This window comes from Streptomyces sporangiiformans, from assembly GCF_005768555.2.
In the GTDB taxonomy this organism is placed as follows: Bacteria; Actinomycetota; Actinomycetes; order Streptomycetales; family Streptomycetaceae; genus Streptomyces; species Streptomyces sporangiiformans.
Genome location: NZ_VCHX02000130.1, coordinates 18448 through 33165, shown reverse-complemented (window position 1 = coordinate 33165; position 14718 = coordinate 18448). Strand labels below are relative to the sequence as shown.

General features: G+C 66.8%; 15 protein-coding genes. 7 read left to right on the top strand and 8 right to left on the bottom strand.

Going from position 1 to position 14718, the window contains the following annotated elements:
* Positions 1–92 precede the first annotated feature (92 nt).
* From FGD71_RS18850 to FGD71_RS18820, 6 genes are all read right to left on the bottom strand, one after another.
* Positions 93–368, bottom strand: a complete 276-nt coding sequence (locus FGD71_RS18850) for a DUF1876 domain-containing protein (RefSeq protein ID WP_119101628.1) — start codon at positions 366–368, stop codon at positions 93–95.
* Between the two features lie 172 nt (positions 369–540).
* The gene (locus tag FGD71_RS18845) at positions 541–1383 is read right to left on the bottom strand and encodes a transglutaminase family protein (RefSeq protein ID WP_119101627.1); all 843 of its coding nucleotides are present in this window, start codon (positions 1381–1383) and stop codon (positions 541–543) included.
* 7 nt (positions 1384–1390) lie between these two features.
* Positions 1391–2323 carry an alpha-E domain-containing protein gene (locus tag FGD71_RS18840; protein WP_119101626.1) on the bottom strand — a complete coding sequence of 311 codons (933 nt, stop codon included), beginning with the start codon at positions 2321–2323 and terminating at the stop codon, positions 1391–1393.
* A gap of 57 nt (positions 2324–2380) precedes the next feature.
* Positions 2381–3925: a circularly permuted type 2 ATP-grasp protein gene (locus tag FGD71_RS18835; RefSeq protein WP_119101625.1), complete on the bottom strand. Its 1545-nt coding sequence runs from the start codon at positions 3923–3925 to the stop codon at positions 2381–2383.
* 771 nt (positions 3926–4696) lie between these two features.
* On the bottom strand, positions 4697–5134 hold the full coding sequence (locus FGD71_RS18825; RefSeq protein ID WP_119101624.1) for an ArsR/SmtB family transcription factor: 438 nt from the start codon (positions 5132–5134) through the stop codon (positions 4697–4699).
* Positions 5135–5339: 205 nt separating this feature from the next.
* On the bottom strand, positions 5340–5753 hold the full coding sequence (locus tag FGD71_RS18820) for a hypothetical protein (RefSeq protein ID WP_119101623.1): 414 nt from the start codon (positions 5751–5753) through the stop codon (positions 5340–5342).
* Between the two features lie 845 nt (positions 5754–6598).
* Here FGD71_RS18820 and FGD71_RS18815 point away from each other — a divergent pair.
* From FGD71_RS18815 to FGD71_RS18790, 6 genes are read left to right on the top strand one after another with little or no spacing between them, the layout of a single operon-like run.
* On the top strand, positions 6599–6919 hold the full coding sequence (locus tag FGD71_RS18815) for a hypothetical protein (RefSeq protein WP_140935913.1): 321 nt from the start codon (positions 6599–6601) through the stop codon (positions 6917–6919).
* On the top strand, positions 6916–7560 hold the full coding sequence (locus FGD71_RS18810) for a DUF5819 family protein (RefSeq protein ID WP_140935912.1): 645 nt from the start codon (positions 6916–6918) through the stop codon (positions 7558–7560). Before FGD71_RS18815 ends, FGD71_RS18810 begins: the two co-directional genes overlap by 4 nt.
* The gene (locus FGD71_RS18805) at positions 7544–8551 is read left to right on the top strand and encodes an HTTM domain-containing protein (protein ID WP_240436662.1); all 1008 of its coding nucleotides are present in this window, start codon (positions 7544–7546) and stop codon (positions 8549–8551) included. Before FGD71_RS18810 ends, FGD71_RS18805 begins: the two co-directional genes overlap by 17 nt.
* 33 nt (positions 8552–8584) lie before the next feature.
* On the top strand, positions 8585–9082 hold the full coding sequence (locus FGD71_RS18800) for a hypothetical protein (RefSeq protein WP_119101619.1): 498 nt from the start codon (positions 8585–8587) through the stop codon (positions 9080–9082).
* Positions 9079–9975, top strand: coding sequence for a serine hydrolase domain-containing protein (locus FGD71_RS18795; RefSeq protein WP_240436661.1), 897 nt, complete (start codon positions 9079–9081; stop codon positions 9973–9975). The genes FGD71_RS18800 and FGD71_RS18795 overlap by 4 nt, the downstream gene beginning before the upstream one ends.
* Positions 9972–11450, top strand: coding sequence for a phytoene desaturase family protein (locus FGD71_RS18790; RefSeq protein WP_119101618.1), 1479 nt, complete (start codon positions 9972–9974; stop codon positions 11448–11450). Before FGD71_RS18795 ends, FGD71_RS18790 begins: the two co-directional genes overlap by 4 nt.
* Positions 11451–11469: 19 nt before the next feature.
* Here FGD71_RS18790 and FGD71_RS18785 read toward each other — a convergent pair whose 3' ends face one another.
* Positions 11470–12456, bottom strand: coding sequence for a helix-turn-helix domain-containing protein (locus FGD71_RS18785; protein WP_119101617.1), 987 nt, complete (start codon positions 12454–12456; stop codon positions 11470–11472).
* Between the two features lie 255 nt (positions 12457–12711).
* On the opposite strand from FGD71_RS18785, the gene FGD71_RS18780 reads away from it, so the two are divergent.
* Positions 12712–13755: a helix-turn-helix transcriptional regulator gene (locus FGD71_RS18780; protein WP_119101616.1), complete on the top strand. Its 1044-nt coding sequence runs from the start codon at positions 12712–12714 to the stop codon at positions 13753–13755.
* Here the strand turns inward: FGD71_RS18780 and FGD71_RS18775 are convergent.
* A complete protein-coding gene (locus FGD71_RS18775; RefSeq protein ID WP_119101615.1) occupies positions 13709–14704 on the bottom strand; it encodes a helix-turn-helix transcriptional regulator in 996 nt (331 codons plus the stop codon). The two genes, FGD71_RS18780 and FGD71_RS18775, sit on opposite strands and share 47 nt — an antisense overlap.
* Between the last annotated feature and the right edge of the window lie 14 nt (positions 14705–14718).

Sequence of the window (14718 nt, the reverse complement as noted above, 5' to 3'; positions counted from 1 at the left end):
GCCGAGGCGGGGGCGGGGCAGCGGGGAGGACCGAGGCAGGCCGGAGCGGCGCCCGGTGGCCGGCCCCGGGCGCTGTCCTCCGGATCAGTGGGTCATGTGGTCAGCGGATGGGACGTCCGGCCCGACGCGTCGTCGATTTCGTCGTGGGCCTTGGTCAGCAGCTTCATGGCCAGTTCGTTGAGGGCTCTGGCTCCCGCCACCTCCTCGCCCACTCTCGGCTGGTTGGCGTCGGAAGGGTGGCGGTTGGCGTACCCGTGGGACCGCACCTCGCTCCCGTCGGGGAGCCGTACGAGGGCGGCGGCGCGGGTGCGGTGGCTGTCCTCCTCGAATTCCATCTCGACATGCCATCCGACAGCGGTGTGCATCATCGCGATCACCTCCGGAACCGCAAGTTCGGCTAGTACCAGGATGTGCCCGCTGGCCCGTCCCTGCACCACGTCTGCCGCACGACGTCCGCCCGCACGACGTCCGCCGCACCGCATCCGCCCGCACGACGTCCGCCGCACCGCGTCCGCCCGCACCGCGTCCGCCGCACCCCCTTCACGCCACCCGCGTGAACTCCACCGTCACTTCCGGTGGCCCTCCGGCCACGCCCCGGTACACCCCCTTGTGCGGGGTGACGTCGTCGTAGTCCCGGCCCCGGCCCACGACGACGTGGGACTCGTCGGCGCGGACGCGGTTGGTGGGGTCGTAGCCGGTCCAGTCGCCCGCCCAGTACTCGACCCAGGCGTGGCTCTGACCGGCGACGGGGCGGTGGAGTTCCGCCTCCCGCTCGGGGTGGAGATAGCCGGAGACATAGCGGGTGGGCAGGCCGAGGGCGCGCAGCAGGCCCGCCGTGAGGTGGGCGATGTCCTGGCAGACGCCCGCGCCCTGTTCCCAGGCCTCGGCGGCGCTGGTGTTCACGCCGGTGGAGCCCGGGATGTACGACACCTGGTCGGCGACCATCGAGGAGACCGCCACCGCCGTCTCGTGCGGGTCCAGGCCGGACGCGGCCGCACGGGCGCGTTCGACGAGTGTGTCGGGCATGGCCGTGCGCGAGGTCGGGGTCACGTACTCCAGCAGGCGCGAGTTCGCGGCCCGGTCGGCCACCTCGGGCCAGGCGGGAGCCGCGGGAAGCGGGTCCGGAGGAGCGGTCTCCACCAGGCTCACCGCCGTGATCGTCAGGTCCGCGTGCGGTTCCATCAGGTCGAAGCCGGTGACCTGGGTGCCCCAGTAGTCCCAGTACGACCAGGTCGGGGTGGACGGGTTCACCAGGACACGGGCGTCCAGCGTGGTCTGGCCGGGGAGCGTCAGCGGTGTCATGCGGACCTCGTTGTGGGAGGAGACCGCGGCCTGGGCGTACGACACCTTGGTGGTGTGCCGGATGCGGAGTCGGCGCGTCATGGCGTGCTCACGCTCCTTCCTGGGCCCACTCGACGGGCCCCTGGTACGGGAAGAACCTCTCCGTGACCGCCTCGGCGGAGGCCATGCAGGACGTCTGCAACTCCCGCAGCAGGGAAGGGAGTATGTCTTCCAGAGCGGTGGAGTCCAGATACTCCAGGCGGGTGCGCATCCGGCCGATCGGACGGCGGGCCGGATCCTGGCGCGGGCGTCCGAGCGCCGCCAGGCACTCCTCCGCCGTGGTCAGTGCGTGCAGCACCGAGCGCGGGAACTCCCGGTCCATGATGAGGAACTCGGCCACGCGGGCCGTGTCGCCGAAGCCGCCGTACACCCGCGCGTACGCCTCGTCCGCTCCGCTCGCGCTCAGCAGCGTCGGCCAGTCGGGCGCGTGGGCGGCGTCCAGCACACGTACGGACAGCAGCCGTACGGTCATGTCCACGCGCTCCAGGCTCCGGCCCAGGACCACGAAACGCCAGCTGTCGTCCCGGCTCATCGTCGAGTCGGCGAGACCGAAGAAGAGCGCGGCCCGGCGGCGTACGAGTTCCAGGTAGGCGTACGGGCCCGTGCGGCGGGCCGTCATGCGCTGGTCGGCGAGGGCGTGCCAGGTGGAGTTGAGGCACTCCCACATCTCCGAGGACACCGCCTCGCGGGCACTGCGGGCATTGAGACGGGCGGCCCCGAGCGCTCCTTCGATGGAGCAGGTCGAGCGCGCGTCGAAGGCCAGCTGGTCCAACACCTGCTGCATGTCGACGCGTTGGGCCCCCGCGTCGACACCGAGGATCGCGTAGAGGGAGCGGCAGGCGACGTCCTCGTCCCGCCAGGGGTCTTCCAGGAGCCGGTGCAGATACGCGTCGAGGATGCGGCTGGTGGCGTCGGCCCGTTCGACGTACCGGCCCGTCCAGGTGAGCGCTTCGGCGATGCGGGAGAGGATCACGTCGTTCACGGTCGTACCTCCTCGATCAGTGGTCGCTGAAGTCGGCGGTCGTCCGCCCTGTGGTCGTCACTGCTGTTGCGCCCCTTCCTGGGAGGCGGGGCGGTCGCCGTCGGGGCCGAGCTGGCGCGGGACGACGTCCGGTACGGCACCGGGCTCGTCCGGGAGCGGCCCGTCCGCCGGCCCCTCGGCGAGCACCCAGGTGTCCTTGGAGCCGCCGCCCTGGCTGGAGTTGACGATGAGGTTGCCCTCCTGGAGCGCGACCCGCGTGAGCCCGCCCGGCAGGACCCACACGTCGCTGCCGTCGTTCACGGCGAACGGGCGCAGGTCGATGTGGCGCGGCGCCATCCGGTCCCCCGCGAGGGTGGGGGAGGTGGACAGGGCGACGGGGCGCTGTGCGATCCAGCCGCGCGGATCGGCGATCACCTCTTTGCGTACGCGATCCAGCGTGGCCTTGTCCGCGTGCGGTCCGATGACGATGCCCTGTCCGCCCGCCCCGTCGACGGGCTTCACGACCAGCCGGTCCAGCTGGTCGAGGACCGCTTCCAACTGCCCTGGTTCCTCCGGGCGAAACGATTCGACGTTGGGGATGACCGGTTCCTCGGCGAGGTAGTAGCGGATGAGGTCGGGGACGTAGGTGTAGAGCAGTTTGTCGTCGGCGATGCCGTTGCCGACCGCGTTCGCGAGTGTGATGTTCCCTGCCTGGGCCGCGCTCATGATGCCCGGGCAGCCGATCACCGAGTCCGGCCGGAAGTGCAGCGGATCGAGGAAGTCGTCGTCGAGCCGCCGGTATACGACATGGACCGGCATCTCGCCGCGCGTCGTGCGCATCCACACGCGGTTCCCGCGGCACACGAGATCGTGCCCCTCCACCAGCTGCACACCCATCAGCCGGGCCAGCAGGGCGTGCTCGAAGTAGGCGGCGTTGTTCGGGCCCGGGGTGAGGACGACCACGCGCGGGTCGCCGATTCCCTCCGGCGCGGCCGCGCGCAGCGCCGCCAGCAGGCGCTGCCCGTACCCGTCGACCGGCAGCACCTGCTGTTCGGCGAAGAGGGAGGGGAAGATCCGGGTCATCGCGCGCCGGTTCTCGATCACGTACGAGACCCCGGACGGGACCCGCACGTTGTCCTCCAGAACCCGGAAGTCGCCCGCCTCGTCGCGTACGAGATCGATGCCGGCGACGTGGATGCGTACGCCGCCCGGGGGTTCCACGCCGTGCGCGGCTCTGTGGAAGTGCCCGGAGTTGAGCAGGAGTCTCCAGGGCACCACCCCGTCCTCGAAGACCCGGCACGGTCCGTAGGCGTCCGCGAGATAGGCCTCCAGTGCTCTGACGCGCTGGGCGACCCCGCGCTGGATCAGATCCCATTCCAGCGCGTCCAGGACCCGCGGCACGAGATCCAGCGGCCAGGGCCGCTCCTCGCCCGCGAAGGCGTAGGTCACGCCCCGGTCGGTGAACGCGCGTGCCATCTGGTCGGCCTTGAACCGCAGTTCGGCCGATTCCATCGGTTGAAGTGCTGCCAGCACCGGCTCGTAGGCGGTCCTGACCTCACCCGGCCGCTCAAACATTTCGTCCCACGCGTCGGCCAACGCGTATGCGTCAAATATGTCCGCCATGACGTGACGGTAGATGCGGCAGGTAACGCGGCGATCACTCGGGTATTTCGAGCAGCTCACGCGGGAGTTCCACATTCCACTCGTGGGCGGCTGTCGCGAGTGGGCGCGGGCGCGCCGCCTTCGAGTGGTACAGGAGCTAGGCGGCCATGCCCAGGCTCCTGCCGAGGGTGTCGCGATCAGCACCTCGACGGCCTACGCTGCATTCGCGCCGTCATGGACGAGGCGACCGAGGCGCGTATGCCCGAGGTGTTGACGGTCCAGCGGGGCGGTATCCGGCGTGAGGGCGAGCTGTCAGAGGGCTGCACTGGGCGATGGCGCTGCGGCGGCGGGGCGTACGGATGCGAGACCTGTACACACACATGGCCCGGCACGGGCAAGGGCTTGCTGAACTACATGGAGCTAATAGCGATGCGGCCGCGGCCCGCACTCTCGACGATGTCGTGGAACTCCTGATCCTCTTTGACGGCACGGTCGCCTTCATTGCTCGCTCCGGGCCAACATCTCATGGCCCCCCGTCCATTGAAAGGAGGCGATTGTTGACGCTCTCCTGATACATCGTCCTCCGCTGCCGGGTCGGGCTGAAGGCGATGCCAGCGACGCCACCCACACCCAGACCGCTGCGAGACCGGGAGAGCCCGAATCCGATACCTACAGGTAAATCGAACGCGATCCCTATCGCGACTGCTCTTGATGGTGCTCTCTTGTCGAGATCTCCGTTGCTTCCCATGCGACCATTGACCCTTTGCCGGGGATGCTCCCTCGAAGTTCAGGTCACTTCACGGTTTCGGCAAGGATCACAGTGAGTGAGGCAAGAGCTTCGTCACGCACGTCGTACTGACCTCGGTGGGAAGCCGAGAGCCAGCCTGCGTTCACGAGCTGGCGCAGATGGTGGTAAATCTGGCCAGTGCTTCCCATATCTCCCCGTGCCGCGAATTCGGTGGCCCTCGTTGAGCCTTCGAGGCAGGAGAGCATGATGCCTAGGCGAACTGGGTGAGCGAGGGCGCCCAGACGAGCCCCCACAACAGCGAGGTCGGATTTTGCCAGGATCGCTCGGGCAAGCTGGTGCGGATGCTCTGCTACTGGTACATCGTAGTCCCCCGCAGTTACGTTGCGTGCTGCCACAGTTGAGTCTTTTTCCAGCAGGGACAGTCGTTCTTCCAGACGATCAACACGCTGGCTTAGTTCGGTGTACTCAAGGCCGTCTGTCATGGTGTTCAGGGTAGTTGCGGGCAATGGAACACAAGGTGGCCGCCTCAGCAGCGCCGGACAGGATGGCCGTATTAAAGATCTGATACCCCAGTCGGGTGAGCGACTGGGGCCATCCTTTCGCTGTCGCGCCTGCCGAGGCTCAGCATGGCCCTTTTATCGGGGCCGTGATCTGACTGTGAGCGCTATATGTGGCAAGAATCTGCCGTCAGTCCTGACTGACGGGCCACGCGGTGATGCTTTCCCAGGGAGCGCAGTCGTTGGCGTTCTCCACGCCCGCGCAAACTGTGAGATAACCGGTGGTGGTGGGCGAATAGACTTTGCGTACGGTGACGTCGACCGTGCCCCGGCCGCAAATCTGGGCCTGCTTGGCCGCCGGCCGCGGGACGAGGTCGACGAGGAACTTCGTCCACAGCGAGTAGCAGTTGTTGCCGGTATTGGAGAGCTTGCCGCTGACTACCAGAGTGCGGAAAGGCGGGTTGCCCGGTTCGAGCCACCTCTCGCCTTCCGCGGCGGCGGTCTGGTGGCGGGTCGCCCAGTCGACCGATGTTCGCGTGTTTTCGTCTGCGGCGGCCGGGGTGGTGGCTAACGCCAGGCCAGTGGCGGCGATTACCGTGATCATCCAGCTTTGTGTACGCATCAGATGAGGTTCTCTTTCTTCTTGGGTACCAGGTCAGATTGCATTCGTGTGCCGTGGCGGCGTGGGGCTGCGAAGTACCCTCACAATGCCGTGGACGGAACTACCGGGGGGAGGCTGAACAGAGGGTGGTGGACGAGTCTCAGCCTCCCGTGTATCCGGGCCAGAGATAGGTCACCACCGCGTGGTCCGAGCCGTGCGCGAAGCACTCAGTGATCCACGAAAAGTGCTCCGAACTCGAGGACAGGCAGAACACCAGGACCGGTGTTTCGGCGTTCTCCCGGCCTCCTGGCAAAAAGGCTCTATAAGAAACGCCCACGCGCCACGGATTTCCTGGATCGTTGCGTCACATCCGCGTTTGCCGATGCACTGATCAATGCGAGACCTTGCGGCGCTAACGATAAGGATTGTTGCCTGCCCCAGATCAAGCCCTTTCCTGTGTGACGTATATCACTACTCAGGTGGATGGGGTCCGGTTGCTGAGTATCGACCCAGCGGCGTCGACCGGTTCCCCAGCCAGAATTCCGGTCAGTCGCCGATGGCAAGATGCTGCCACAGCTCGTTCCGGAATCTGACACGGAAATCTCTTCCCGTGCACTTTCTGGGCTGGCATCGTTTTCCTCGCCAGAACGGCGCGCAGGCTCACACGGGTCCGGGAATTTCAAAAATCTGTCGCGATTCGATCACGTTCCCCCAATTGGTTGCTATCGCATCTGATTTGCCTTCCCAGCTTCCGTCGCTCCGCCCGCACATTTGTGCACATAGTCGGTCTGCGCGGGCGGACTCGTGGCCCTGCAAGTCCTATCAACGCGAATAGCAGGAGGAGAAGAGTGAAGAAGGCAATTGCCGCTGCCGGCGTGGTGCTCGGCGGGCTGGGTGTCATCCTGGCGGCGCAGGGGTCGGCGCAGGCCGCCGCGCCCGCTGTCGAGTCGGCTCCGGCCGTGAAGGCCTCCAGTGGGGAGCCGGACAAGCAGCCCCAGTGGATCGTATCTGCGGCCAAGGCCGCTTATGTCCACGGTAAGGCGGCGGTCGGCACCTCAGCGATCCGTAACCAGGTGGGCAACGTGGTGCGGATCGCCAGCCTGGGTGCGGCCCCGGCGGACAGCACCACGGCCACGGCGCCGACCGTCGAAGAGGTCTTTGACAAGTGACGCGACTCGTCGCGGTCCGGAGGGCGGTGCTGCTAGTCGGTGCCGCCCTCCTGGGCCTTCACTTCGCGCTTGCGGCCTTCTCCCAGGCGCCAACCACGCCATTCAAGGTGCGGTATTTCGACCAGGCGAAGCGGTATCTCGAGCCGTATTTCCTACAGAACTGGATGTTGTTCGCACCGGACCCCCTTGCCGATGACCGGGGTGTGCTGGCTCGTGCGGAATGCCGTGACGGACAGGTGACCGACTATTACGACGTAACTTCCCGCTATGTGCGCACAGCGCAGGCCAGCAGGTTTTTCCCGTCGCGTATGTCGCGCCTGGTGTCAGCGCCTATGCAGTCCATCAATGCGACCGACCCTTTGCTGGACAAGTTGCGTGCCAAGGACAAGGACAGGAAGGAGCCGGTTCTTCCGCTGTTGCCGCAGGAGCGGTTGGCGCAGCAGGAAGCGCTGCGGTTCCTGGCCCGCTACTCGCTGACGCAGATGCCCGGCGCATGCGATGGTCTTCCGCCGGAGCGGGTTCAGGTGCGTATGTACGTCCGTGAACTGCCTCCGTGGTCGAAGCGGAATGAACCGAAGGGGACGGACCAGGTGCAAGTGCAGGACTTCAAGTGGATTAAGGCGGGTGAACTCGGTGATTGACCGGCTTGCGGTGCTGGACCGGTGGACGGGCACGTCGTATGCCGTTCTTGGAGTCAGCGGGACCAGGGCGCTTATCGGATTCGCCGGGTTCATGTTCTACGTGTCCCAGTACGCAGACCGCGACTACTTGTTCGGACCCGGCGGCGTGGTGTCCTGGGGGCACTTCCAGAGCGTTTTGGGCGAGACGGAGACATTTAGTCTCTACGCGCTCAGCCCATCAGCTGCCTGGTTTGAGATGGTCTTCCATTTGGGCCTTCTGTGCTCCCTCGCCGTCACGCTCGGTCTGGGCGGCCGCTTGGTCCTCGCCCTGCACTGGGTCTTCCTCTGGTCGATCTATCAGCGCAATCCATACATTCTCGACGGCGGCGACAACCTCACGTATCTCATCATCCCCATGCTCATGCTGGCCCGCTGCTACGGCCGGCTGTCCATCAGTTCTGGCATCGCCGACCGCCTCAAGGAGCGTGTCCCTCCGGCGCTGCGGTCCTTCATGGATCCCATCCACAACCTGGGGATACTCGCAATCGCCGTGCAGATCTGCCTCGTGTATGTCACAAGCGGTCTGTACAAGGTGCAAGGCAAGCTATGGCAGGATGGAACAGCTCTCTTCTATATCATGCGCGTCCCGGAGTTCGAATTGCCCGGATTCTCCCGCCTAGTGTACGAGAACGATCTACTTGTCGTGGGCGGAACGTATGCGACGACCCTCTTCCTTGTCTATTTTCCCTTGGGAATTCTGGTCCCCCGACTGCGGCCGTGGGCGGCGGCGTTCTCAATATCGTTCCATCTCTTCATCGCGTTCTTTATGGGGCTGACGGGTTTCGCGCTGACCATGGTGGCCTGCGACCTGGTCTTCTTGAGCGGGCCGCTCGCAACGCTGCTACAGCGTGCCGCGAAGACGTGGGAACGGCACCAGGGGACGATGCGCAGCCGGTTCGGGCGGCCGAAAGCCGCCGCACGGCAGCAGGCTGCGGTGGAGAATGCCGGATGATCTTTCTATACGTACGCGCAAAGGGAGTTGACCATGCCAATGGTTGGCCTGTTCTGGATCACTGGCGAGTCTGTTCACCTGGGTGCTCCGCCAAGCGGTCTCGGGCCCGGTGTCTTGGTGACCGAGGAGGGATTGACGGCCGTGGGTGATGGACAGACCAACAACTGGGCGTGGGCCGACCTGAAGAAAGTCACCCTGCTGGATGCTCCGATTCGGTCCTCGCTCGGCAGACGGTTCTCGATGTCGGTTGACGCCGTGCTCACCGCGGCGTTCGGCGGCACCGCTGACACGGCGCCGGCGATGACCGTTCGCGTTGAGACCGCCGATGGGGCCACGGAACTATCCGCGCCCACCGCGGCGGCCGGCGGTTACGAGGACAGTGAGTTCGCCTTGTCGCAGGCCCTGCTGAACCGTTTCGCAGAGGGATCGTGCCGCCCCTCAGCGCTTCTTGCCTGGGGCCGTACACAGCCCGACAAGACCCCGGGGCGTACCGTCCGTGAAACGCTGCTCAGGGAGTGGGCCGGGACATGAAGTGGATAGGAGGCCGTGCTCCGCAGTGCGCCTTGGGCGGTTCGATCGAGCCACGTGCTGAGAACGGCCACGCCCTCGACGCCTACGTCGAGATGGGCTCCCTCACCAAGGTCGTCACCGGCACCCTGCTCATGCAGATGGTGCGCGCGGAACTGGTCGGTATCGACGATCAGGTGGCCCGCTGGCTGCCCATGGTGCCAGGCGAGACCAAGACAACTCTGCGTCAGTTGGCGGAGCACACCTCGGGTCTTTCGCGGCTCCCCAAGCTGCCTGCGCACACCGATCCCCGCGACCCCTACGCGGCCTTCGGAGCTGAGGAGTTCATTCAAGTATTGCACCGTCTCGACGAACTCACGGAGCGGCCTCCGGGTGCAGCCACGGTGTACTCGAACCTTGGCTACGCCGTGCTGGGCGCTGCCCTGGAGGCCGCGGGGAAGGCCCAGTACGAGGACCTAGTGCACCGCTATGTCCTCGCACCGCTCGTCATCGACGAGATCACTGCACACCCCGCCGAAGACCGCGTTCTGACCGGCCGCGATTGGCGAGGACGCCCGCGTGCGCCCTGGACGATGGACGGCCCCATCCTGCCCGCGGGCGGACTGTGGGCCACGCCACGCGCCGCAGCCGCCCTGGTGACCGCCCTACTGGTGGACCGGGCGCTGGGCGAGCCCGCTCCCTCCTGGCAGATCGCTGGAGAACTGCGCTGGCACAACGGCGCAACTCGGGACGCATCCGTGTTCGCCGCGGCATTCCCCGGCACGACTGACTGGGTCCTCGTCCACCGCCTAGGGGGCAGGCCGGTCCGCACGGACAGCGAGGGCCTCGACCTGCTGGCTGCGGCACGCAAGGCGCCAGAGAGGGAGGATGCCAAGGACAAGGACAGAGCATCATGATCCATTGCGACGCCGCAGTTGTCGGCTCCGGTCCCAACGGCCTCGCCGCCTCGGTCACGCTGGCACGCGCAGGCCTGCGTGTCGAACTCTATGAACGTGCGGACGACATCGGCGGCGGGCTGCGCAGCGCTTCGCTGTTTGATCGCGACGTGGTACACGACGTGTGTTCCGCGGTGCATCCCATGGCCCTGGTGTCCCCCTTCTTCAAGGAATTCGACCTGGCCTCCCGCGGCGTGGAGTTCCTGCACGCGGACATCAGCTATGGGCACCCCTTGGGGCCAGGCACAGCGGCTCTCGCGTACCGCGATCTCGACCAGACATGCGATCGGTTGGGCGATGATGGCCCGCGCTGGCGAAGACTGATGCGGCCGCTGCTCGAACGCAGCCGCGGCATCACCGACTTCGCGCTGTCCGGCCAGCGCTCCTTGCCAAGCCATCCGGTCTCCCCGGCGCTGCTGGCACTCGGCATGCTCCGTCACGGCACCGCATGGCACGGACTGCGGACCAAGGAGGCAGCGGCGCTCGCTACCGGAGTCGCCGCCCATGCCATCGGGTATCTGCCCAGTCTCACGGCGGGCGGGATCACCGTACTGCTCGGGCATCTGGCCCACGGGACCGGCTGGCCTCTGCCGCGCGGAGGCAGTGTGCAGATTGCCCAGGCGCTGGCCGACGACCTCGTCGCGCACGGCGGCCGCATCCACACCGGAGCGCCTGTCGAGGATCTGCGTCAACTCTGCGGCGCACGCGCCGTGTTGCTCGATGTCTCACCGAAGGGCTTGCTCGCCCTGGCCGACTGGTCACTCCCTAGCCCGTACGCTCGCGCGCTCGCGGCATTCCGTTACGGACCTGGAGCCGCCAAGGCAGACTTTCTGGTCTCCGAGCCAGTGCCGTGGCGCAACCCCGAGCTGTCCCACGCCGGCACCGTCCATCTTGGCGGTACTCGAGCCGAGATCCTCCGCCAGGAGACTCTCACCGCCCGCGGCGTGCCAACGGACAAACCGTTCGTGCTGCTCTGCCAGCCCACGGCCGCTGACCCTGGCCGCGCACGCCCCGGAAAACTGCCGGTCTGGGCGTACGCGCATGTACCCAACGGCGACACGAGGAACCCTCTTCCCCTGATACGAGCCGCGATCGAGCGGTACGCACCCGGGTTCGGTGACACCGTCATCGCCGAACGCGGCATCCCCGCAGCTGCGTTGGAGTCGTACAATCCCAACTACGTAGGCGGCGACATCGGCTCCGGCGCGATGACTCTGAGACAGACACTACTCCGGCCCGTTCCGCGTCTCGACCCATACCGCACCCCGCTGCCCGGCGTCTATCTGTGCTCGGCGTCAACTCCCCCGGGCCCAGGCGTACATGGCATGTCGGGCTACCTTGCCGCACGTTCCGCTCTGCGCCGGGAGTTCGGCATCCGGCACATGCCGGACCTGGGCCCGGGCCACGCAGCTCAGGACCGGACCTACCTGGCCTGACGAACCTGCCCGCGACTGGTCAGATCCAGTCGCGTTCACGAGCCAGCAGCGCCGCGTGCGCCCTGCTGTTGGCACCCAGGCGGTCCAGGAGCCCGGCGATGTGGCGGCGGTACGTCCTCACCGACATGCCTAGATCACGGGCTCCTGCCTCGTCCTTGCCGACTCGGCACATGGTCTCGAGCACACGCCGCTCAACCTTGGACGGGCGGTCCTGGGCTACCCCGCTCTCGTTGCGAACACCGTCGACATCCAGCAGATCCGCGGCGCCCTCCCAGACCTTCTCGAAAAGGGTCACGGCAGTTGAGACAAGTCCAGCCTCACGAACGACCACGGCGCGCATCGCAGAAGCCCCGGGTGCCGCCGACACCACTGCAGCCTGTCGGTCGAAGGCAAAAAGCGGCTCAGGTAGCTCGTCGGCCACCCGGATCTCCGCGCCCTGTGCGGCCAGTTCACGGAAGTAGTCAGCCGTGTACGAGTCGACGAGTGCCTTCTCGTGAACCACCCGACGCAACTGGACACCCCGGTTGAGCCAACGCGTATCGAGAGGGCGAGTGTGTTCTCTGATCACCTCCGCTAATCGGACACCAGGCTCCAGCGACAGCACCTCCTTTCTGGTGAAGAATGCGAGATCCTCGATCCTTTCGCGTATCTGTGTGACACCTTCAACGCGCTCCATGGATAGTTCGGCCTCCGCCGCGATGTTCTGCTCCGCGCGTAGAGCCCCGACCACAGACCGCGCCCGTGTTACGTGTCCTACCTCCTCGTACAGCCCTCTCAGGCGGAGTGAAATCAGGCGATCCACCGTTACCTGAGGGTCAGCCGGTACGAAGTTCTGGTGGGCCGCTTCGTGCAGCAGGCCCAGACCGGACAGCCGCGTGAGCGCCCGGGCAACGTCTCGTCTCGTGGCGCATAACTCCAGCTGGATCCTCTGGCCACCTGACCCCGGATTGCGCAGAAGATAGCGATAGACAGCCTCTTCCAGGCCGGAGAGCCCCAGAACGGACATGTCCGACCATGCGCCTTTAGATATGCAGGTCACTTTTCCCCGTTTTACGTCGTTTCGGCTGGGAAACCTCACTGACGATCGCATCGCTGCAAAGCAAATACCAGCCTCATCTTGTTGCAACCAGCCATGCTGAGGTGTGGACAAATGGGGATCTCCTATGTCGATAGGGGGCGCAGATGTAAGGGAGCTGTATTGCGGAGCCGGATGGCACGGCGCATAGTTGCGCTGCAAACGGGGCTGGACCAGGGGTGGGAGATGGCCGAGCACAGGACCAACGGGCATCCGCACGGTGCTGACCGGCTGTGTGAAATCGGTGATCGGGTGTACTCCCGGGCCGTACGGCGCGGCCGGGTGTCCCGTGAGGACGCCGAGGCCGCGCCCTGTCTGGTGGAGCTCGCCCTGTTGCACCCCGACCCCGACGACATGGGGTGGCTGGTGCCGACCTCGCCGCAGGAGGTCATGACGCGGCTGCTGCGCGAGATGCACGAGCACGTCGCCTCGACCCAGTCGCGCATGGGCGCGGCGGTCGCCGCTTTCGAGTGGTACACCGCGCTCGGCGACCCCGCCCGGGCTCCCGCCGAGGGCGTCGCGATCCGCGTTCTCGACGGCCTGCCCCGTATCCGCGCCGCCATGGACGAGGCCACCGCGGCGTGCACGTCCGAGGTCCTGGCGGTCCAGCCCGGTGGGATCCGCCGCGAGGACGAACTCGCCGAGGGCCTGCCCCGCGCGCTCGCGCTGCGGCACCGGGGCGTACGGATGCGCGACCTCTACACGCATGTGGCTCGGCACGGGCAGGGACTGCTGAACTACATGGAGCTGATGGGCGACGCGGCCGAGGCCCGCACCCTCGACGAGGTCACCGACCGCCTGATCCTCTTCGACCGCAAGGTCGCCTTCATCCCGGCGAACACGGACCGCACGATCGCACTGGAGCTCCGCCACCCGGCCCTGGTCGACTACCTGGTGACCGTCTTCGAACGGCTGTGGCGCCTGGCGATCCCTCTGTCGGCCCCCCTCCCCGACACCGGCATCGACGGCATAACACACCGCGAACGTTCCATCGCGGCGCTGCTGGCGGAGGGGCACCAGGACGCGGTCGTCGCCGAACGGTTGGGGATCAGCGTCCGAACGTGCCGGGCTCACATCGCCCGCCTCGCCGAGACGCTGGGCGCCGACAGCCGTACGCAACTCGGCGTCCGCATCGCCCAGGTGGGCCTGGACGGTCCGCCTCGCTCTCCGGAACTCCAGCCGCTCAACGCTCCTGGCCCGGCTGTTCCAGAATCCCCGACTGGCCGATGAGGTAGCCGAGTTGGGCTCGGCTCTCGCTGCCCAGAGTGGCGGCGAGTTTGGCAATGTGGACTCGGGTGGTGCGGACGTTCATGCCGAGGCGCTCGGCTATGACGTTGTCGGTGTGGCCTTCGACGAGGAGGACAGCGATGGCGTGCTGGCGGGGGGTGATGCCATTTATGGACGGACGATGGGCGACTTCGGGATACATCGGCGTGGCCAGACGCCACAGTCGCTCGAAGGTGTTGACGAAGTATCCGACCAGGGCCGGGTGGCGGACTTCGAGAGCCAGGGCTGCCTGCTTGTCGGCGGGGATGAAGGCAACGGTGCGGTCGACGAGGATCAGGCGGTCGGTGACCTCGTCGAGGGTGCGGGCCTCAGCGTCGCCTCTGAGCTGCTCGTAGCGGGCCAGGACTGAAGGTAAGTGGCGGGTGGTGTGCTGGTAGAGGGCGCGGATACGACCGCCGCGGTCGAGCAGCGCCTGGTCGCGTACCAGAGCGACCACCTCGGAACTCTCGGCGCGTTGACCGATGTGACCGGCGTGAGGCTGGACGCATAGGAGTTCCTGTGCCGCTTCGGACATGGCCTCGTCGATGGCCTGGTTGATCCGCTTCGAACCGCTGAGGACCCTGATCGCCGGTACGGCCGTCGCCGCTGTACGGGGGCTGTCGATCCGCATCAGGGGCTCGAACGCCGCGGCCAACCGGGCCTCGCGCCGCCGTTCGTCGGCGATGCGGTCCGCCGAGGCCCGCAGTAGGCGGTGGAGAGCCGCAGCCGGAGCAGTGGGCTCCAGCCAACGTACGTCCTCGACGCCCGGGTGCAGCAGGCCGAAGTCGATGAGGCAAGGGGTGCCACCGGCGTCCTCGCTGTGCACGCGCCCTTCGCGCAGGGCGCGGGCGTACAACTCCGCCCCAGCCTCGCAAAGTTCCTCCGCTCCGTGCCCGTGCGCCTCGGTGGTCATTCGCAGCTTCCCTT